At 71.0% G+C, this 20,898-nt stretch carries 18 protein-coding genes; 11 read left to right on the top strand and 7 right to left on the bottom strand.

Features of this window, described 5'->3' with window-relative positions:
* Positions 1-38 precede the first annotated feature (38 nt).
* The 11 genes from F6J84_RS00510 (at position 39) to F6J84_RS00460 (ending at position 13,805) form a co-directional block, all read left to right on the top strand.
* Complete coding sequence (locus tag F6J84_RS00510; protein WP_150970496.1) at positions 39-1,130, top strand: XdhC family protein; 1,092 nt, start codon at positions 39-41, stop codon at positions 1,128-1,130.
* A 142-nt stretch (positions 1,131-1,272) separates the two neighbouring features.
* Positions 1,273-2,112 carry an FAD binding domain-containing protein gene (locus F6J84_RS00505; protein ID WP_150970494.1) on the top strand — a complete coding sequence of 280 codons (840 nt, stop codon included), beginning with the start codon at positions 1,273-1,275 and terminating at the stop codon, positions 2,110-2,112.
* A complete protein-coding gene (locus F6J84_RS00500) occupies positions 2,109-4,856 on the top strand; it encodes a molybdopterin-dependent oxidoreductase (protein WP_150970492.1) in 2,748 nt (915 codons plus the stop codon). Before F6J84_RS00505 ends, F6J84_RS00500 begins: the two co-directional genes overlap by 4 nt.
* 36 nt (positions 4,857-4,892) lie before the next feature.
* The gene (locus F6J84_RS00495; protein WP_150970490.1) at positions 4,893-5,504 is read left to right on the top strand and encodes a helix-turn-helix domain-containing protein; all 612 of its coding nucleotides are present in this window, start codon (positions 4,893-4,895) and stop codon (positions 5,502-5,504) included.
* A 142-nt stretch (positions 5,505-5,646) separates the two neighbouring features.
* Positions 5,647-6,699: an ABC transporter substrate-binding protein gene (locus F6J84_RS00490; protein ID WP_150970487.1), complete on the top strand. Its 1,053-nt coding sequence runs from the start codon at positions 5,647-5,649 to the stop codon at positions 6,697-6,699.
* 41 nt (positions 6,700-6,740) lie between these two features.
* The gene (locus tag F6J84_RS00485) at positions 6,741-8,114 is read left to right on the top strand and encodes an amidohydrolase (protein ID WP_150970485.1); all 1,374 of its coding nucleotides are present in this window, start codon (positions 6,741-6,743) and stop codon (positions 8,112-8,114) included.
* A gap of 33 nt (positions 8,115-8,147) precedes the next feature.
* The gene (locus F6J84_RS00480; protein ID WP_150970483.1) at positions 8,148-9,653 is read left to right on the top strand and encodes an aldehyde dehydrogenase family protein; all 1,506 of its coding nucleotides are present in this window, start codon (positions 8,148-8,150) and stop codon (positions 9,651-9,653) included.
* Positions 9,650-11,038 carry an NtaA/DmoA family FMN-dependent monooxygenase gene (locus tag F6J84_RS00475; protein ID WP_191905704.1) on the top strand — a complete coding sequence of 463 codons (1,389 nt, stop codon included), beginning with the start codon at positions 9,650-9,652 and terminating at the stop codon, positions 11,036-11,038. The genes F6J84_RS00480 and F6J84_RS00475 overlap by 4 nt, the downstream gene beginning before the upstream one ends.
* 90 nt (positions 11,039-11,128) lie before the next feature.
* Positions 11,129-11,629, top strand: coding sequence for a thiamine pyrophosphate-binding protein (locus tag F6J84_RS00470; RefSeq protein ID WP_150970479.1), 501 nt, complete (start codon positions 11,129-11,131; stop codon positions 11,627-11,629).
* Between the two features lie 2 nt (positions 11,630-11,631).
* Positions 11,632-12,243, top strand: a complete 612-nt coding sequence (locus F6J84_RS00465; RefSeq protein ID WP_150970477.1) for a thiamine pyrophosphate-dependent enzyme — start codon at positions 11,632-11,634, stop codon at positions 12,241-12,243.
* Positions 12,243-13,805, top strand: a complete 1,563-nt coding sequence (locus F6J84_RS00460; RefSeq protein WP_150970474.1) for a GMC family oxidoreductase — start codon at positions 12,243-12,245, stop codon at positions 13,803-13,805. Before F6J84_RS00465 ends, F6J84_RS00460 begins: the two co-directional genes overlap by 1 nt.
* Before the next feature lie 395 nt (positions 13,806-14,200).
* Here the strand turns inward: F6J84_RS00460 and add (F6J84_RS00455) are convergent, their stop codons facing one another.
* The 7 genes from add (F6J84_RS00455) to F6J84_RS00425 form a co-directional block, all read right to left on the bottom strand.
* Positions 14,201-15,271, bottom strand: coding sequence for an adenosine deaminase (add, locus tag F6J84_RS00455; RefSeq protein ID WP_150970472.1), 1,071 nt, complete (start codon positions 15,269-15,271; stop codon positions 14,201-14,203).
* Complete coding sequence (locus F6J84_RS00450; RefSeq protein ID WP_150970470.1) at positions 15,268-15,903, bottom strand: helix-turn-helix domain-containing protein; 636 nt, start codon at positions 15,901-15,903, stop codon at positions 15,268-15,270. Before F6J84_RS00450 ends, add (F6J84_RS00455) begins: the two co-directional genes overlap by 4 nt.
* A gap of 24 nt (positions 15,904-15,927) precedes the next feature.
* On the bottom strand, positions 15,928-16,959 hold the full coding sequence (gene add, locus F6J84_RS00445) for an adenosine deaminase (protein ID WP_150970468.1): 1,032 nt from the start codon (positions 16,957-16,959) through the stop codon (positions 15,928-15,930).
* A gap of 175 nt (positions 16,960-17,134) precedes the next feature.
* Entirely contained in the window at positions 17,135-18,019 is an 885-nt protein-coding gene (locus F6J84_RS00440) for an ABC transporter permease (RefSeq protein WP_150970466.1), read from the bottom strand.
* A complete protein-coding gene (locus tag F6J84_RS00435; protein ID WP_150970464.1) occupies positions 18,016-18,852 on the bottom strand; it encodes an ABC transporter permease in 837 nt (278 codons plus the stop codon). Before F6J84_RS00435 ends, F6J84_RS00440 begins: the two co-directional genes overlap by 4 nt.
* Positions 18,842-19,666 (bottom strand): ABC transporter ATP-binding protein, encoded by an 825-nt coding sequence (locus F6J84_RS00430; protein WP_224785887.1) that lies wholly within the window; start codon positions 19,664-19,666, stop codon positions 18,842-18,844. Before F6J84_RS00430 ends, F6J84_RS00435 begins: the two co-directional genes overlap by 11 nt.
* A 33-nt stretch (positions 19,667-19,699) precedes the next feature.
* Positions 19,700-20,773: an ABC transporter substrate-binding protein gene (locus F6J84_RS00425; RefSeq protein WP_150970462.1), complete on the bottom strand. Its 1,074-nt coding sequence runs from the start codon at positions 20,771-20,773 to the stop codon at positions 19,700-19,702.
* Positions 20,774-20,898 lie beyond the last annotated feature (125 nt).

Genomic DNA, 20,898 nt, shown 5'->3' with positions numbered 1-20,898 from the left:
GTAGCCTGCACGAAACACGCGCCGACTACCGTGCTGGCATGCTCGAACTCGCCACCGATCTGCTTCCGCTGCTTCGCGCGGGGGAGACGGTCGCGACCGTGACCGTCTCCGGCGTCGCCCGGAGCGCACCGCGTGGCGTGGGTTCCGCGATGGCCGTCACCCGTGAGGGACGCGTGATCGGTTCCATCTCCGGCGGGTGCGTGGAGGCGGACGCGGTGGCACTGTCCCTCGCCGCGCTGGCGTCCGGTTGCGGGTCGTCCGCCCGCTTCGGCTTCAGCGACGAACAGGCGTTCGCCGCGGGGCTGGCCTGCGGCGGCTCCGTCGACGCGGTCGTCGCGCTCGTCCGTCCCGACGACGAGGTGGCGATCGCCGCCCTGGAACACGCGGCCGCGGACCGCAGGGCACGGATCGGGATCGTGCTGAACGGACCGCGCGCCGGCCGCGTCGTGGACGTCGACCCCACGACGAACGACAGCCGCGTCCTCGGCTGCGCGGACGACGGCGCGGACGTGCTGGCCGTGGCGTCGACTCCGCGGCCGCGGCTGATCCTGCTCGGAGCAGGGGAACATGCCGCCGCACTCAGCCGGGTGGGCACCGCCGCCGGATTCGCGGTGTCGGTCTGCGACGTGTGGGAGCTGCTGGTCACCCGCGAGCGCTTCCCCGATGCCCGGGAGCTCGTCGCGGACCTGCCGCACGCCTACCTGGAGCGGCAGGAACCCGAGGACATCGACGAGCGCACCGCGATCTGCGTCCTGACGCACGATGTGCGCCTGGACATCCCCGCACTGCGCACGGCGCTCGCGATGCCGGTCGGTTTCGTGGGGGCGCTCGGCGCGCGGTCGACGGTCGCCCGCCGAGCGGAGATGCTGCGCTCCGAGGGCGTCTCCGCGGCGCAGCTGGCACGGCTGCATTCCCCGCTCGGGCTCGATCTCGGCGGCGCCGGTCCCGAGGAGACCGCCGTCGCGGTGCTCGCCGAGATCATCGCCGCGCGGCACGGCGGCACCGGTCGTCCGCTCCGCGAGCTCGCGGGTCCGCTGCACCGCCGGGCGGCGGACGACGCGGCCTGCACGGTCTCCCCCGGCCGGCCGGCAGCCGCATCCGTCGCCGTCGGGTGCGCCCTGAGCGTCTGACGCCTGGTCCGTCCCCGCTTCGCGCCCGGCTCACCCCCGTGCGGCACGGGCGCACGCGCTCACACGCAGGAAACACCCGCGAAACGCTCCGCTGCTTGACTCGGAGGCAACTGTTCATGTGACCAACATCGGAGGGCGCCCCGTGGATATCACGAGCATCGAGACGTACCGCGTGGCACGCTCCCGCGCGGACCTCGCGCTCGCTTCCGGGGAAGTGCTCATCGCCGGAGGGACCTGGCTGATGAGCGAGCCGCAGCCCGCCACGACGGGTTTCGTCGACCTCACCGGCATGGGCTGGTCCGGGATCGAGGTATCCGAGGACGGCCTCCGCATCGGCGCCACCTGCACGATCGCGCGCCTCGTGGCGTGGGCGGAAGGGCGCGCCGACGACCTCCCATCGGTCCCCGCGGACTGGCAGGCGGTATCGCTCGTGCCGGATGCGGCCAACGCCCTGCTCGCGTCGTTCAAGGTCTGGAACACCGCCACCGTCGGCGGCAACATCTGCCGCTCGTTCGCGGCCGGCGCGATGATCTCGCTGGCCGCCGCGCTGGACGGCATCGCCGTGGTCTGGACGCCCGACGGCGGCGAGCGCCGCATACCGGTCGCGCACCTGCCGACCGGCAACGGCACCAACGCGCTCGCCCCGGGCGAGGTGCTCCGAGCGGTCGAGCTGCCCGCCCCGGCCCTTCGCTCCCCCGCGCTCCTGCGCAAGATCGCACTGGCCGAGCTCGGTCGCTCGGGAGCGGTCGTCACCGGACGGGTCGACGACGACGGGGCGGCGACCTTCGTCGTGACGGCCGCGACGACGCGCCCGGCCGTGCTGCGGTTCCCGGAGCTGCCGGATGCGGCGACGCTCGCGGCATCCGTCTCGGCGGCCGAGGACTACTACACCGATCCGCTCGGCAGCGCGGACTGGCGCCGCGGCGTGAGCGTCGAGCTGGCGGCACGGATCCGGTCGGAACTGGCGGGAGCGGCGGCATGAGGTTCGAGGTCAACGGTGCGCCCGTCGAGGCGGAGCCCGCGGCGGGCCAGTGCCTGCGGACGCTGCTTCGCGAGCACGGTCACACCGAGGTGAAGAAGGGCTGCGACGCCGGCGACTGCGGCGCGTGCTCCGTGCTCGTGGACGGGGCACCCGTGCACTCCTGCATCGTCCCGGCCGTGCGAGCGGAGGGCACCCGCGTCACGACGGCGGCCGGCCTCGCCCCGGGCGACGCACTGCACGCGGTGCAGGAGGCGCTCGTGGAGAAGTTCGGCTTCCAGTGCGGCTTCTGCACGCCCGGTATGAGCGTCACCGCCTCGACTCTGTGCGAGAGCGATCTCGACGACCTCGACCGCCGGATGAAGGGCAACCTCTGCCGGTGCACCGGATACCGCCCGATCCGCGAGGCGATCCGCGAATCCGTGCTCGGCCCGATACGGGAGACCGGCCCGCGCCCCGCCACGGCGCCCAGCGGCGTCGGCGGGTCCGTGCGGCCGGAGGCGGGCCGGCGGATCGTGCAGGGCCTCGAGCCCTACACCTTCGATGTCGTCGGCACGCCCGACCAGCCCTGGACGGGAACCGCGCTGACCCTGCGCGTCGTGGCGAGCCCGTACGCGCACGCCCGCATCCGTTCGATCGATGCATCCGCGGCCCTCGCGATCCCCGGCGTGGTCGCCGTGCTCACCCACGAGGACGCCCCGAAGACCCTCTTCTCCACCGGACGGCACGAGCACCGGGAGGACGATCCCGACGACACGCGAGTGCTCGACGACACCGTCCGCTTCATCGGCCAGCGCGTCGCGGCGGTCGTCGCGGAGACCGCCGCCGCAGCGGATGCCGCCTGCCGCCTGGTGCGCGTGGAGTACGACGTGCTGCCCGCCGTGTTCGACCCGGAAACCGCCCGGAGCGGCGCCGCTCCGGTGATCCATCCGGACCGCACGCCCGCGGACCGGGTGGACGACGCGGCGAGGAACACGGTGCTGTCCTTCCACGAGTCGCACGGCGACGACGTCGAAGACGCCCTCGCTGCCAGCGCCGTGACGGTCGAGGGCACCTGGCAGACCTCCCGCGTCACCCACGCGCAGCTGGAGACGCACGGCGCGATCGGATGGCTCGACGAGGACGGCCGGCTCGTCATCCGCTCGTCCACCCAGGTGCCCTTCCTCACGCGGGACGAACTGTGCCGTGTCTTCGATCTGGAACGCGACCGGGTCCGGGTGTACGCGGCCCGCGTCGGCGGCGGCTTCGGCGGCAAGCAGGAGATCTTCACCGAGGACCTCGTCACCCTCGCCGTGCTGCGCACCGGGCGTCCGGTGGCGTACGAGTTCTCCCGCACCGACCAGTTCCAGCGCGCCGCGCTCCGGCATCCGATGCGGGTCCGGGTACGCCTGGGCGCGGATGCGGACGGCGCTCTGACGGCGATGGCGGTCGACGTCCTGAGCGACGCGGGCGCCTACGGCAACCATTCCCGAGGCGTGCTCTTCCACGCGGTGTCCGAATCGACGCACGTGTACCGGGTGCCCTCCCGCCGCATCGATGCCGAGGCGGTCTACACCAACAACGTTCCGTCCGGGGCGTTCCGCGGGTACGGCCTCGGCCAGGTCATGCTCGGCGTCGAGTCCGCGATGGACATGCTCTCCGAGCGTCTCGGCATCGACCCCTTCGAGTTGCGGCGGATGAACGCGCTCCGCCCCGAGCACGGTGGCCTCGACAACGGCCTGGTGTGGGGAAGCCACGGCCTGGACCAGTGCCTGGACCTCGCCCGGGACGCCCTGGCCAGCGGCAACGGCAGCCGCGCGCCGGAGGGATGGCTGGTCGGGGAGGGCATGGCCACGGCGATGATCGCGACGATCGCCCCGTTCGGGCACGTCTCGCACACCCACGCGACCCTGCGCGCCGACGGCACGTATCTGCTGCAGGCGGGGACCGCCGAGTTCGGCAACGGCACCTCCACCGTGCTCCGTCAGATCGCGGCCAGCGTCTTCGAGGTCGGGTTCGACCGCCTCGCCCTCTGGCACGCCGACACCGACGCCGTCGCGCACGACACCGGCGCCTTCGCATCGACCGGCATCACGGTCGCGGGAAAGGCGCTCCATGCCGCCTGCCGCACGCTGGCGTCCCGGATGCGGCGCATCGCCGCCGAGATCACCGGCACCGCCGAGAGCGATGCGCGCGTGAGCGCCGACGGCGTCGTGACTGCGGCGCGCACGGTCGGTTTCGCCGAGATCGTGGCGGCCGCCCCGGCATCCGAACGGGGAGAGGACGGTCTGACGGCGGACGGCAGCGAGCTCGGCGACATCCGCTCGCTCGCGTTCAACGTGCACGCCGTGCGCGTGGCGGTCGACCCCGCCACCGGGACCGTACGGGTGCTGCAGTCCGTGCAGGCGGCGGATGCGGGCACCGTCCTGAACCCGGCGCAGTGCCGCGGACAGATCGAGGGTGGTGCCGCGCAGGGACTCGGCAGCGCGCTCTACGAGGAGGTCATGACCGACGGCGCCGGAGCGGTGATCACGCCGGTGTTCCGCACCTATCGCGTGCCGCAGTTCGCCGACGTCCCGGACACCGAGGTGTACTTCGCCGACACGGACGACACGGTCGGACCCTTCGGGGCGAAGTCGATGAGCGAGGCCCCGTACAACCCGGTCGCGCCGGCGATCGGCAACGCCATCGCCCGCGCCGTCGGCCGCCGGCCCTTCGAGCAGCCCTTCAGCCGCGACCGGGTGTGGCGCCTCGTGCAGGGGAGCTGACCCGTGGCACCGGACTCTCCCGCCTATCCTGGAGCCGTGCCCTCCGCCGACGCAGGCCCCCCGGTTCCGCCGGGCGGCGCCGACGACAGCCTCATCGGCATCTCGCTCGGCCGCCGCATCCGGGCCGCGCGCACCGCGAACTCCCTCTCGATGCGGGCACTGGCCGCGGCCGCCGAGATCAGCCAGCCGTTCCTCAGCCAGATCGAGAGCGGCCACACGATGCCCTCGATCGTGACGCTCTTCCGGCTGGCGAAGGTGCTCGGCATCTCCCCGTCCGATCTGCTGCCGGGCGACGACGAGCCCGAGCCCATCCACGTCACCCGGCGACACGAGGGGGAGTTCGTCGCCGTCGACGAAACGGACGACGCGGCGCTCAGCCGCATCATCTCCTCCGGCGCCGCGCGTGCCGCCACCGTGCAGGAGTACCGCCTGGGGCGCGCGCCCTACCTCGGCGACTGGTTCGAGTCGGACGGCGAGAACACCGTGTACGTCGTATCCGGCACCCTCACGGTCACCCTCGATGGCCGGGGCGAGTGGGTCCTCGGCCCGGGGGACGCCCTCGCCCACCCGGGCGCGATCCGCAACCGCTGGAGCATCACCGGAGACGAGCCGGTGACGGTGCTCCTCGTGCACGCCCGCACCTCCTGAGCGGGCCAGGACCCGTCCTTCCGAGGGGTAACACCACGGAAACCTGATTGCCATTTGCAATCAATGATTGCTCTCTACGATCAACTCAAACGCCGACCGGCGCAGCAGCACCGGCCACCCCCGGCGCCGAGAGAGAGTCGTCATGAGAAGCCCCCGCTCCTTCGCCCGTATCGCCGCCACCGCCGCGGTGCTCACCGCCGCAGCCCTCACGGTGACCGCCTGCGCCTCCTCCGCTGCGCCCGCCGCCCCGGAGGACGGTCACGGCGACCTCACCGTCCAGTTGAGCTGGATCCTCAACGAGGAGTGGTCGGGCGAGCTGATCGCGCAGGACCGCGGGTACTTCACGGACGCCGGCTTCGCCGACGTGACGCTGGTCCCCGGCCCGTCCAGCGGCGTGGCCGAACTGCTCAGCGGAACCGCCGACATCGCCCTCACCGACGCGGTCTCGATCGGCGCCGCGGTGGCGAACGAAGGCGCCCCGCTGAAGGTCGTCGGCGCCACCTTCCAGAAGAACCCGTTCACGATCACCTCGCTCGCCGATGGCGCCGACATCCGCACCCCGGAGCAGCTGATCGGCAAGAAGATCGGCGTGCAGGATGCGAACCGCCCGGTGTTCGACGCCTTCCTCGCCGCGAACGACATCGCCCCCGACGAGCTCGAGATCGTGCCCGTGCAGTACGACCCGGCGCCGCTGACGACCGGCGAGGTCGACGGGCTCATCGCCTTCGTCACCAGCCAGTCCGTGACGTTGACCGTGCAGGGCTTCGCCGTGACCGATCTGCTCTTCGCCGACAACGGCCTCCCGTTCGTCGGGCACGTCGTCACCGCGACCGACGACACCATCGCGAACGACCGCGAGGTGCTGAAGGACTTCCTCCGCGCGGAGATCCGGGGATGGACGGATGCGGTGGGCGACCCCGCCATCGGCGCGACCCTCGCCGTCGAGACCTACAGTGCGGACCTCGGGCTCTCCCCGGAGACCTCGCTGGCCAGCGCCACCGCCCAGGCGGACCTGCTGGTCGTCTCGGAAGAGACGACGGCGAACGGACTGTTCACGGTCTCCCCGGAACTGCAGAAGCAGACCATCGCGAGTCTCGCCGCCGCCGGCTTCCGCCTCGACGTCGCCGACCTGTTCGACCTCAGCCTCCTGGCCGAGGTGTACGAGGAGACCCCCGACCTCTTCACCCGGTCCTGATCGTCCCGCCGTCCGCATCCCTCCGATCCCCCGAGGCCCCCATGAGCGACTCCACCCTTCTCCTCCCCGACATCGTCGTGACGATGGACGACGACCGCAGCGTTCTGACCGACTCGGCCGTGCACGTCGTCGGCGACACGATCGCCGCCGTCGGCCCCCGCGACGAACTGCTCGCCGCGCATCCGGACGCCGCTCGCATCGACCTGCCCGACCGCGTGCTGATGCCCGGCCTGATCAACGCCCACCACCACAGCGGGATGCTGCGCGGCACCGCCGAACACCTCCCGGTGTGGGAATGGCTGCGCATCCACATCGACCCCATGCACCGGGTGCTGCGCCCGGACGAGGCCGAAGCCGCCGCCTGGCTCTGCTACGCCGAGGGGCTGCTCTCGGGCACCACCACGGTCGTCGACATGTGGCGGTTCATGGACGGCGCGGCCCGCGCGGCGAGCACGCTGGGCAACCGGCTCGTCTCCGTCAACTACGTGGGCGAGCACCCGGACTTCGACTACTTCGACACGCTCGATGACAACGAGCGGATGCTGACGGAGTGGACCGGTGCCGCCAACGGCCGGATCATGCCGTGGGTGGGACTGGAGCACCCGTTCTACGCGGATGCCGCCGGTCAGCGGCGTGCCGTGGACCTCGCCCGCGCCTACGGCACCGGCCTGTACACGCACTGCAGCGAATCGGAGATCGAGCTCGCCGACTTCCGCTCGCGGTACGGCACGCGACCGATGATGGCGCTCGAGCAGCTCGGGTTCTTCGACGCCCCGCACGCCATGATCGCCCACGCCGTCTGGCTGGATCAGGAGGAGATCGACCTCATCGCCCGACGCGGTGTCGGCGTCTCACACAACCCGGTCTCGAACATGAAGCTCGCGAGCGGCATGGCACCGGTGGCGGAGATGCTCGCGGCGGGCGTCGCGGTCGGTCTCGGCACCGACGGCGAGAAGGAGAACAACAACCTGGACATGTTCGAGGAGATGAAGGTCGCGAGCCTCCTCGGCAAACTCCGCACGATGGACGCCGCCGCGATGGACTCGTGGCAGGTGCTCGGCATGGCCACCCGCGGAGGGGCGGCCGCCATCGGCCGCGGTGACGAGCTGGGCGCCATCACGGCCGGACGCAAGGCCGACCTCGTCGCGGTGCGCACGGACACCCCGCGGATGACTCCGCTCCTGCCCGCCGGCGGGCACGCCAACATCCACCACAATCTCGTGCACGCCGTCCGCGGATCCGACGTCGACCTCACCATGGTCGACGGCTCGGTGGTGGTGCGCGACGGGCGCCTCGTGAACGCCGACCTCGCCGAGCTGATCGACCGGGTCCGCTCGCTCGTGCCGGGGTTGTTCGCCCGACGGGCCGAGTGGATCGCCACCCAGGACGACCTCGCCGGTCTCTTCTCCCACTGACCGCCCGCCCCGACATCACACCGAGAGGCTGACATGACCATCCACACCGAGCGCGGGCAGCTGAGCGAACGGGTCCTCCGTTTCCTCGCCGACGACCCCGGGCGCCACCTGATCGGCGGCCGCTGGGCCCCGTCCGCGGACGGAGCCGACTTCGCATCGCTCGACCCCGCGACCGGCGAGGAGCTCGCCCGGGTCGCGCGCGGATCCGCCGCCGACGTCGACCGCGCCGTGACCGCTGCGGGCTACGCGCTCGACGGCTGGGCCCGGATGCGGCCGGCCGACCGATCCCGCCTCCTCTGGCGCATCGCCGACCTCATGGAGGAGCACCTCGACGCCCTGGCCGAGCTCGAGACCCTGGACCAGGGCAAGAGCCTGCGCACGTCCCGGTTCGGGGAGATCCCGGCCGCCATCAACCAGTTCCGCTACTACGCCGGCTGGCCCACCAAGATCCTCGGCGAGACCATCCCCACATCCCTCTCCCGCACCCCCGAGGGGAAAGAGGTCTTCGCCTACACACGGCGGGAACCCGTGGGCGTGGTGGCGGCGATCGTGCCGTGGAACTCGCCCATGGTGATGACCGCGATGAAGCTCGCACCGGCCCTGGCCGCCGGCTGCACCCTCGTGCTGAAGCCGGCCGAGAACACGTCCCTGACCGCCCTGTACCTCGGGCGGCTCCTCCAGGAGGCGGGCGTCCCCGAAGGCGTCGTCAACATCGTCACCGGCTACGGGACCGAGGCGGGACAGGCCCTCGTCGAGCACCACGGTGTGGCCAAGATCGCGTTCACCGGATCCACGGCTGTCGGCAAGCGCCTCGTGCAGACCGCATCCTCCCGGCTCGCCCGGCTGACCCTCGAGCTCGGCGGCAAGTCGCCGTCGATCATCATGCCGGATGCGGACCTGCCGGCCGCGATCGAGGGCGTCTCCCGGGGCATCTTCGACAATGGCGGCCAGGTCTGTGTCGCCAGCGCTCGCATCTACGCCCACCGGGACGTCTACGACGCGGTGGTGGCGGGCATGGCCGACGCCGGCCGGAGCCTGCGGATGGGGCACGGACTCGCCGCCGCCACGGACCTCGGCCCGCTCGTGAGCACCGCACAGGCGGAGCGCGTCGCCGCGTTCGTCGACGAGGGGGTGGCCGAGGGCGTCACCGTCGTCACCGGCGGCGAGCGCGACGGCGCGAACGGCACCTTCTACACGCCCACCGTGCTCACCGACGTGACCGCGGACATGCGCCTCATGCGCGAGGAGATCTTCGGCCCGGTCGCGGTCGTCACACCCTTCGACGACGTGGACGAGGTCGTCGGCTGGGCCAACGACAGCGACTACGGCCTGGCCGCGAGCGTGTGGACCGAGGGCCTGAGCAACGGGCACCGGATCGCCGCCCGGCTGCAGGCGGGCACGGTGTGGGTGAACTGCCACTCCTTCCTCGGCCCCGAACTGCCCAAGGGCGGCCACAAGGAGTCCGGATGGGGCTACGAGAACGGGGCGCAGGGCCTCGAGAACTACCTGGAGACGAAGAGCGTGGTGATGGTCGTATGAACGAGAAGAAGCGGATCCGACTCGGGGTCTTCGAGATGATGAACCCCTCCAACGGGATGCCGACGTGGACGCACCCCGAGGGCCGCGGCGACGACTGGGACCGCCTGGACTACTGGGTGGAGCTGGCTCAGGAGCTGGATGCGGCGGGCTTCGACTTCCTGTTCTTCGCCGACACCTACGGCTACGCCACCCTCGGCGGGCGCATGCCCGAAGAGGTCGCCGCCCACGGCATCCAGTTCCCGGCGCTCGACCCGATGCTCGCGATCACCGCGCTGGCCCGGGCGACCGACAACCTCGGCTTCGTCGTGACCTCCCCCACCACCGTGGAGCGCCCGTACGCCACCGCCCGCCGCTTCGCGAGTCTCGACCGCTTCACGCAGGGACGCATCGGCTGGAACGTCGTCACCGGCAGCTCCCAGGCGACGACCGATGAGCTGTTCGGCGTCACCGAGAAGCTCTCGCACGACGGCAAATACGATGCGGCGGACTCGTTCCTGGACACCTGCCTGCGGTACTGGGAGCACAGCTGGGACGACGACGCCGAGGTGCGCGACCGCGCCCGGCGGGTGTACGCCGACCCGGCGAAGCTGCACCGGGTCGAGGTCGACGATGCCTACCAGCGTTCCCAGGGGATCTTCGCCGTGCCCCCGACCCCGCAGCGCACCCCCGTGCTCTTCCAGGCCGGAACGTCCGACCGCGGCCGGGCGTACGCGGCGCGGAACGCCGAGGCCGTATTCATCCAGGGGCAGACGATCGAGAGTGCGGCGGCGCACGTCCACGACATCCGGGACCAGGCGGTCCGCAACGGCCGCCACCCCGAGGACATCGCCGTGGTCACCGGGATGACCGTGACGGTCGCGCCCACCCGCGCCGGGGCGGAGGCCCTCCGCGCCGAGTACGAGGAGCTGCTCGGCCGGGACGACGCCGCCGTCATGTTCGCCGGGATCACCGGCCTCGACCTCACCGGGCTGGACCCGGAGACCCGGGTCGTCGACCTCACCACGGACCTCGGACAGACGCTCATCCAGCGCTACGCCCGGCAGGACCCGGAGATGAGGGTCGGCGACATCCTGGATCAGTTCCGCACGAAGGCGATCCGCGGGTTCCAGGTGACCGGTACGCCGGAGGAGGTGGCCGACGAGATCGAGGCGATCATCGACGGCTCGGGTATCGACGGGATCATGCTGGAACCGACGTTCGGCGGCCCCGCCGCCTACCGCGCGTTCATCGAGCTCGTCGTGCCCGTGCTGGCCGGCCGCGGCCGGGTCGGCACCCCCGAGGGGTCGACGCTCCGCGAGCACATCAGCGGCACCCCGCGTCTGGCCGCCACGCACCGCGCCCACCGCCTCACCGCGAGCGCCTCCCCCCACACCCCGGTCGACTAGCCAGGAAATGCGGGTGTCGGGACCGCCGCATCCGCATTTCCTGGCGAGTCGACAGACATCAGACACGAGAGAGCACGACAAGGAGACACCATGAGAGCCGATGCCGTCGAGGCGGTGATCCGCGGCCTGAAGAAGGCCGGGGTCAGCGTCGCCACCTACCTCCCCGACTCACTGCTGAAGGAGCTGTACCCGGCCCTGGATGCGGATGCCGACATCCGCACCATCCCGGTGACCAACGAGGGCGAGGGCGCGGCCCTCGCCGGCGGCGTCTTCCTCTCCGGCAAGCGCGCCGTCCTGGTGATGGAGAACTCCGGTCTGCGTGCCGCGACCGAGCACCTCGCCCGGCTCGGCCTCGGTGCCGGCATCCCGGTCGTCATGATCATGAGCTACCGCGGCGAGATGGGCGAGAACAACTGGTGGGCCATCCCGCACGGGGTCACCATGGAGCCGCTGCTGCAGACCCTGCGCACCCCGTACACGATCGTGCACGAGGTCGACCAGATCGAGCAGGCCATCGTCAACGCCTACGAGACCGCCTACTCGTCCTACTACCACGCCGCTGTCGTCCTCGGAGGGGGGATCGTGCGATGAGCATGAGCCGTTATGAATGCATGAAGCTGCTCGGTGCACGCCTGACCGACGACGCCCTGGTGATCCTCTCGCTCGGCGGAGCGGTGGACGAGTGGTACAACGCGGCTCCGCACATGCGCGAGGCGAGCCTGTTCCAGCAGCAGCTCGGCTGCGTGACCCCGGAGGCCTTCGGGCTCGCGGTGGGCCTGCCGCACCGTCAGGTCGTGTCCCTGGACACCGACGGCGGCCTGTTGTTCAACCTGGGCGCGCTCGCCACCGTCTCGAACGAGCAGCCGAAGAACCTGTTCATCGTGGTGTGGGACAACGAGTGCTACCAGTCGATCGGCGGCCCCCGCACCCACACCCAGCAGGGTCGCGTCGACCTCGCCGGCATCGCCCGCGGCGCCGGCATCACCCACGCGTACACCGCGACCACCCTCGAGGACTTCGATCGGCACTGCGAAGCAGGCCTGGCCGCCGAGGAGCCCTACGTGCTCGTCGCCAAGACCGACGGCATCCTGGAGCCGGGGATCACGCGCAAGCACTCGGACGGCCGGGAGGACAAGTACGTCTTCGTCCGGCACGTCGAGTCGATCGAGGGCATCACCATCATGGGACCGAGCGAGCACAACTGATGCCCGTCGTCCCCTCCCCCGCCGCCGCCTACGACTACCTGGTCGTGGGCGGCGGCGCGGCCGGCTGCGTGCTGGCCGCGCGTCTGTCCGAGGACCCGGACGCCCGGGTGCTGCTCGTCGAGGCCGGACCCGACCACCGGGGCGTCCGCGAGGTGCTCGACGCCGCACACTGGGACGCCCTGATCGGCGGGCCCTACGACCACGGCTACCGATCCACCCCCACCGAGCACGTGCTCGGCCGCGCGCTCGCGATGCCCCGCGGCAAGGTTCTCGGCGGCAGCTCCTCCACGAATGCGATGCTCTGGTACCGCGGCAACCGCGCCGACTACGACGCGTGGGCGGATGCCGGAGCAACCGGGTGGGGCTTCGACGACCTGCTCCCCTTCTTCCGCCGGTCCGAGACGCGGGCGGGCGGTGACCCCGCGTTCCGCGGCACCGACGGCCCGATGCGGGTCGGGCCCCTCGCCGACGTGCACCCCATCGCGCACGCGCTGATCGCCGCATCCGCCGATCGTGGCCTGCCCGTGATCGACGACGCCAACGGCGCCGACAACGAGGGCGCCGTCTACGCGGACTACAACGCGATCGTCGGCGCGGACGGCTCGTTCGAGCGCTGGAGCACCGCCCGCGGATACCTCGAACCCGCCCTCGCCCGGCCGAACCTCGACGTCGTGGTGGACAGCCGCGTGCACGCGCTCGTCCTCTCGGCCGGAGTCGTGACCGGCATCCGGCACGTCGTCGGCGGGGAGCTCGTGACGACCTCCGCCGCGCGCGTCGTGCTGACCGCCGGCGCACTGGACACGCCCCGGCTCCTGCAGCTGTCCGGCATCGGCGACCCCGCCCGCCTCTCCGCCGCCGACATCCGGCCGGTGCACGCGTTGCCCGGTGTCGGCGAGAACTTCCAGGACCATCCGCTGATCCTGGGGATGAACTTCCGCGCCCGAGCGGACCTCGGCCCGGTGATCGGCAACGGCGGGGGCGCGATGCTGAACTGGCGCAGCTCCTACGCGGCCTCCGGACCGGACATGCACACGGTGGTCGCGCACGGGTCCCGCGGGGACGAGACGCTGCACGCGGCGCACGACCTGTCCGGCAACCGCGTGTTCGCGCTCGTGCCGGGGCTGTACCGGTCCCGCAGCGTCGGCTGGGTGCGCGTGCGGTCCGCAGACCCGGATGCAGCGGCGGACTTCCACCCGAACTACCTGGCCGACCCGACCGACCTCGCCACCATGGTCGAGGCGGTCGATACGGTGCAGGATCTCGTCGCCGCATCCGCCTACGCCGAGCTCGCCGAGGGGCCGATCACGCCCGTCCGCGGACTCTCGCGGGAGGAGAAGACGCAGTTCGTACGTCAGAACATCGGCACGTTCTTCCACTGCTCCGGCACCGCCCGGATCGGGACCGACGAGCTCGCGGTCGTCGACCCGGGGCTGAAGGTCCACGGGCTGGAGGGGCTGTGGGTCGCCGACGCGTCGGTCATGCCCAGCATCCCGACCTGCAACACGCAGGCGCCGACCGTCGCGATCGCCGAGCGGGCGGCGGAGCTGATCGCCGCCGCCTGACCCTGGACCCGGAGGGCCCTCACCGCGACTCGGAGTGCGGTGAGGGTCCCGTTCGTGCGGCGGTGCAGGCCACCGGCATCCCGTTCGTGCGGCGGTGCAGGCCACCGTGGCGACACAACTCCTGCAGAACCGGTGCGGCCACGGCCTGGCCCCCCTCACACGGGCGGAATGCAGGAGTTACGGCGACGGAGCGGAGTTCCCGGCGGGGCACGCGGTGGAATTCCGGGACGGGGACGGGGCGGAATCCCCGGGGTGGCGGAGTGGAATTCCGGGACGGGGACGGATCGGCCGGTGGCAGGGCCGGTTCGGCGGTCTCGACCGCCGTGGCGACACAACTCCTGCAGAACCGGCCCGGCTACGTCCGCGGGCCGCTTCCCGCCCGCGGACCGCAGGAGTTACGACGCCGGAACGGCGGAGGCCCAGTCGGCGGGTGCCAGCACGGCGTCGAGGGCGGCGAACTGAGCGCGGAACTCCGCCCGCAGGCGGTCCTTCCGTGCCTCGTCGCAGAACGCGCCCGTGATCCCGTTCAGGGCGATCTGCTTCGCCGTCGCCGCATCCACGCCCATCGCGAACAGCCCCTCCCGGTACTCGCGCCCGAGGTCCGTGCGGAAGAACATGGCGTCGTCGGTCGACACCGTGACCATCAGCCCCGCGTCGATCATCGCCCGGATGCGGTGCGCCTCGTCCAGCGCCCAGTCCGAGCAGATCGTGGTCGACACCGGCGTGGTCGCGAAGGCGATCCCGCGCTCCCGGGCCAGTTGGACCACCTCGGGATCGTCCGTGATCCGGTAGCCGTGGTCGAGGCGCTCGCACCCGAGTACCTCGATCGCCTGGCGCACCGCATCCGAGGTCGCGGCGTCGGTCTCGCCGACGTGCGCCGTGCGCTTGAGCCCGTGGGCCGCGGCGAGCTCGTAGGCGGCGGCGAAGCGGGTCGGATCCTCGGTGTTCTCCGGGGTGAGATCGTCCTGGCCGATCCCCACGACCTCCGGCAGTGGATGCGCGATCACCTGGCGCACCATCTCCACCGCGGATGCCGCGTCGTCACGCCGGTTGATCGCTGCGATGATCGCGAAGCCCACCCCGAAATCCCGCTCAGCGCGGCGGAGTCCGGCGATGATGGGCTCCATCACCTCCAGGTATTCCACCCCGCGCGCGGCGAAGTACTGCGGGTTGACGTAGTACTCCCGGTAGCGGAGGTTGCCCTGCGCCACCGCGTCCCGCACGCCCTCCCAGGCGACCCGGGCGAAGTCCTCCGGATCACGCAGCACGTCGTGCGCGGCACGGAATCCCACCAGGAAGTCGACGAGATCCGCGAAGTCGAAGAGCGTCTCCGGATCGGATCCCCACAGGGCGACACCGTGCTTGCCGGCGAGCTCGAGGAAGGTCGCGGCGTTCATGGTCGACACGAAATGGCAGTGCAGCTCGGTCTTCGGCAGCAGCTGCAGGTAGTCCTGGTACGAGATCATGCGCTTCCCTCCGCCGGGCGCACCCGGCCGGCCCGGGGCGAACCCGCGCTCTTCACGACGATGAGGCGGTAACCCTCCCCGTCCCGCGACCACCACCGGTGCGAGACGCCGCCCGGATAGTAGATCGAGTCGCCGGGGCCGAGGTCGTGCACCGCGCCATCCAGATCGACCCGGATGGCGCCCTCCACCACGTACACGATCTCCTCCTCGTCGTGCACGAAGAGCTCCCCGGGTTCCAGCGCGTCCGCGGTGACCTCCATGGGGTGGAAGGCCGCCGCTCCGTGCGCGAGCAGACGGGCATCCCCGGACGCGAAGCCCTCCGGCAGCGCCCCCTCTCCGGCCCGCGAGACCTCCACGGCACCGGGGGTCCCGGCATCCCCGTCGGATGCGGCGATCAGCTCGATCGGGCTGGTCTCCAGCGCCACCGCGATGCGCCGCAACGACGCGAGGCTCGGCTGGGCGAGGCCGCGTTCGAGCTGGCTGAGGAAGGGGTGGGACAGCCCCGTGGCGGCGGCCACCTGCACGAGGGTGAGGCCGCGCCCGGTGCGCAGCTCGCGGATGCGGGCGCCGAGCCGGCGGCTCGCCGCATCCTCGTCCGCGGCCCCTGCCGGCGCCGGAAGGATTTCGCTCATCTGCTGCTCTCGGCTCGGCGGCACTCAGACGGGGATCGCCGCGCTGTGCGAGGCAGCGTACTCGTGCACCCGCGCGATGTACGCGGCCCGGCGTGCGGGCGTGAGCCACGAGGCCTCGAAGGAGTTGACCGCCAGCTGCACGAGCTCGGCCTCCGACAGACCGGCCTGCTCGGCGAGCGCGACGTAGTTGTCCCCGACGTAGGCGCCGAAGTAGGCCGGGTCGTCCGAGTTCAGCATGACGCGAGCGCCCTGGCGCAGCAGCCCCACGATCTCGTCCGCCTTCATCTGCTCGGTCACGAACGAGTTCGAGACCGGGCAGCAGGTGAAGCCGATCCCCTTCTCGATCGCGAGGGCGACCAGTTCCGGGTCCTCGACGATGTTCGTGCCGTGGTCGATGCGATCGACGCCGATCCCGGTGAGGACCGTGCGGATGTTGTCGACGGAGCCGATCTGGTCGATGTCGCAGTGCATCGTGAGGAAGAAGCCCTCGGCCTTGGCGCGCTCGAAGACGGCGGCGAACTTCGCCGGCGGGTTGTCGCGCTCGTCGGAGTCGAGGCCGACCCCGAGGATCCACGCCTTGTAGGGGAGCGCCTCCATCAGGGTCGCCATCGCGTACTCCGCGGAAAAGTCGCGCAGGAAGCACATGATCAGCTCGGCCGAGATGCCGAGTTCGTCCTGCGCACGGACGGCGGCGCGGCGGTATCCGGTGATGACGTTCGCGAACGGCACGCCGCGGCTGGTGTGCGCCTGCGGGTCGAAGAACATCTCCGCGTGCACGACGCCCTGCGCTGCCGCACGCTCCAGGTATGCCCAGGCGAGATCGTGGAAGTCCTCCGCGGTCTGCAGCACCTGCATCGCGGGGTAGTACACGGCCAGGAAGCTCGTCAGGTCGGTGAAGTCGTAGGTGGCGCGGACGTCCTCGACGGTCTTCTCCGCCAGTTCGATGCCGTTGCGGGCGGCGAGGGCGAACTTCAGTTCCGGCTCCAGCGTCCCCTCGAGGTGCAGGTGGAGCTCCGCCTTGGGGAGTCCGAAGGCGAAGGCGGTGAGATCGGTCATGGTCTTCCTTAGCTGGTCCGGCAGGCCGACGGGCGGCCGGGCATGGTGGCCGGTCGGGATGGTTCAGGTCATTCTCCCGCGAGACTGCATAGAGAGCACGAGACGGATGCCGTCACGCGCTGTTTCGTGCCCACTATGCAGTCTCGCGGGGAAGAGGGTGGGAAACGGGGCGGGGTCAGGCGCGGTCGGCCATCCCCATCCGGGCCAGGACGACCGCTTCCAGCAGCTGCACGAGGTTGTACAGGATGAGGGCGGTGGCCGTCACGAACACGACCGCGGTCCACAGCGCCGAGAACTGCGCCGCGGCGATGTATCCGCCCACCGCGCCGCCGATCCCGCCGCCGACCGCCAGCCACTCCGCCAGCAGGGCCCCGGTGATGGCGCCGGGCACGGAGATCCGGACGGCCGCCAGGAGCGAGGGCAGCGCGGAGGGCAGGGCGACCTTGCGCAGCGTCGTCCACGAGCTTCCGCCGTAGACCGACACCAGGTCGTTCATCTGGGGCGGCGCGGACTTCAGGCCGAACACGATGTTCACGAGCGCGGGGAAGAGCACCACGATGCCGCCGATCACCGCGACCGAGGCGAAGTCGCGGCCGAAGATCAGGATGATGACCGGTGCCATCGCGACGAGCGGGACCGAGCGCAACAGCATCGCCAACGGCATCAGGGCGTGCTCGGCACCGCGGCTCAGCTGGAAGATCATTGCGACGAGGAGCGCGACGACGAGCCCCGCGAAGAACCCCACCGCGGAGTGGCCGAGGGTCACCCACAGCTGGGAGAACATCTGTGCCCGGTTGGCGTCGGATGCGGGGAGGGCGAACAGGTAGTTCCACACGTCCACCGGACCCTTGCCGACGTATGGGCTCACGTTGAAGACCCAGAGCGCACCGACCCAGAGCACGACGACCGCGACGATCGTCAGGCCGAAGGTCAGCAGCGAGCTGCCGACGGCGCGGAGGGTGGCCTTGCGCGCCTCCTGCTTGATGGAGACGTCGAGGGGGGCGGACGACGCCGCTCTCGCGACGGTGGGCGGCAGCGGGGCCGCCAGGGTGTCGGTCATTTCTGTGCTCCCTTCGACCAGGGCGCGATGGCGCGGGCGATGAGTCCGATGAGGCCGTACCCGGCGAGGGCGACGGCTCCGGAGGCGAGGGCGATGTCCCAGACGAGGGGCGCGTTCAACGCCTGCTGGGCGGCGATCATGGACGGCCCGACCCCGAGCTCGACCTTGCCGAAGAACTCGCCGAGGACCGCCCCGAGGAACGCGGCCGGGACCGCGATCTGCAGTGCGTTGAGGATGGCGGGGAGCGCGGCGATGAGCCGGACCTTCCGCAGCTGGGTGAAGCGCGACCCGCCGTAGACGGTGATCACGTCGAGGCTCGCCTTGTCGGCGGCCTTCAGCCCGAGCAGGGCCCCCACGACCGTGGTGAAGAAGACGCTCAGCGCCGCCAGCACGATCGCGGTGCCGGAGGGCTCCCCCGCCTTCGGCACGGGGATGACGATGACCAGGAGGAGGCCGATGGCGACGATCGGGATGCAGTACGTGATGATGGCGAGCTGCATGACGACGCCCTCGAGCCGCGGCACCACCAGCACGACGCCGGACAGGAGCAGGGCGATGACGTTGCCCCAGAGGTAGCCGATGCCGGCCTCGGAGAGGGTGACGGAGAAGTTGCGGAGGTAGAAGTCCCACCCGCTGATGAAGAAGCCCTCCACGACCTGGATCGGCGTCGGGATGGCCTGCACGTTGCCGGGGCCGACGTTCGCGAAGATCGTGGTCGCCGCGATCCACCAGGCGATGATCACGGCGATGCCGCCGATGAGGCCGGTCACCCAGGCGGGGAGGCGGATGTCCTCCCAGCGGATGGTGCCGCCCACCGCCTGCTCAGTGGTCATCGGCGGCGGCGCCTCCGACGCCGAAGAGCAGTTCCGAGGCCTGGTCGACGTACGCGTGGAACTCGGGCGTCCGCATCATCTCCGGGGTCCGCGGGCGCGGCAGGTCGATCGTCATGACCTCCTTGATGCGACCGGGACGCGGGCTCATGACCGCGACCTGGTCGGAGAGGAAGATGGCCTCGGAGATGCCGTGGGTGACCAGTAGGGTCGTCGCCGGCTTCTCGGTCCAGATGCGCAGCAGTTCGAGGTTGAGCTTCTGCCGGGTCATGTCGTCGAGCGCACCGAAGGGTTCGTCGAACAGCAGCACCGAGGGCTTCATGATGAGGGACCGGGCGATCGAGACGCGCTGGCGCATCCCGCCGGACAACTGCGCCGGCTTGGCCTTCTCGAAGCCCTTGAGCCCGACCAGCGCGATCATCTCGGCCACGTAGGCCTTGTCGACGGGCTTGCCCGCGACCTCGAACGGCAGCTGGATGTTGGACTGGACGCTGCGCCAGGGTAGGAGCGCCGAGTCCTGGAACGCGATGCCCAGTTCGTTCGCCTTGCGCAGCTGCTTGGGGCTCTTGCCGTCGACGCGGGTGGTGCCGCTGGTGGGGTCCTCGAGCCCGGCGAGGATCCGCAGGATGGTGGACTTGCCGCATCCGGACGGTCCCAGCAGCGAGAGGAAGGTGCCCTGGTCGGTGTGGAGGTTGGCGTCCTGCAGCGCGACGACGCTCTTGCGGCCGACGCTGAACACCTTGTTGAGATCCGTGATCTGGAGCCCGGTGCCCAGGGTCGTCCCCTGGGCACCGGTCAGAGTGGCCGTGTCGGTCACAGTATTCCTTCGTTATCCGGCGGGGATGGGGGGTCAGCCCGCGTAGGCGATCAGTTCGGGGTACTGCTCGTAGACCTCTGCGAGCAGCGACATGTCGAACAGCACGTCGGCGGTCACCGTGATGCCGGCCCGCTCGAGCGTCGCGATCGTCTCCTTCTGGAGCTTCTCGGAGACGGTGAACAGACCGTTCTCGCGGGTCTCCTCGGTGTCGATCAGCAGGTTCTGGGCGACGGATCCGGCCACGGCCTTCTCCAGGTCGAGACCGAGGTCCTTGCCGTACACGTCGACGGCGAGCGCGGCTCCCGCCTCCGCATCGTTGACCGCGTCGGTCCAGCCCTTGATCTCAGCGGCGAGGAACGCCTTGAGCATCTCCCGGTCGGACGCGATCTTCTCGTCGGTGACGATGAAGACCTCGGCGACGAAGGGCATGCCGTTCTCGGCGAGCGGGAAGTTCGTGGTGGCGAAGCCCTCCATCTCGACCGAGATCGCCTCGTTGGTCAGGTAGGCCATGAAGCCGTCGACCTCGCCGTTGAGCAGGGGCGCCGGGTCGTACTGGACCGGGACGATGGTCAGCTCCGACGGGTCGATGTCGTTCGCATCCAGCAACGCGTTGAACAGCGTCATGTTCGAGTCCTGGACGCCGATCTTCTTGCCCTTGAGGTCCTCCGGAGTGGCGATGTCACCGCCGTCGGCGAGCGAGAGCACCGTGAAGGGGTTCGCCTGGAAGGTGGCTCCGATGATCTTGATCGGTGCGCCCTCGTTCGCGATGGCTGCGCCCGCCTGGACGGCGTCGCTGATCGAGATGTCCGCGGTGCCGCTCATGATCTCGGGGATGCCGCCGGAGGGTCCGGGCACCAGGGTCACGGAGTCGAAGCCCGCTTCGGTGTAGTAGCCCTCGCTGTCGGCGAAGTACTCGCCCGCGAACTCCTCGTTCTTGATCCAGCTCAGCTGGAGGGTGATGTCGCCGTGGCTCGCACTCTCGTCGTCGGCCGCCGCGGTCGCTTCGTCGGCGGATCCGCCGGCGCAGGCGCTCAGTGCGAGGGCGGACAGCGTGAGGGCTGCCAGAGAGGTGGCGACGCGTGCGCGTCGGGTGGAAAAGCGGGACATATGCTGTCTCCCGTTTGTCGGTTGGTGCACTCGGGTGGGTGGGTGCGTCTCGCGGTTCCGAAACGGACGGGGACCGGATTCCCCGGGGACCCCGTCGCGGTGAAGCCAGAGGTGCGCGACGTGAC

It is taken from the genome of Microbacterium caowuchunii (genome assembly GCF_008727755.1).
Taxonomy (GTDB): Bacteria; Actinomycetota; Actinomycetes; order Actinomycetales; family Microbacteriaceae; genus Microbacterium; species Microbacterium caowuchunii.
Note: the sequence above shows the minus strand (reverse complement) of the source record. Positions and strands in the feature narration are given on the sequence as shown.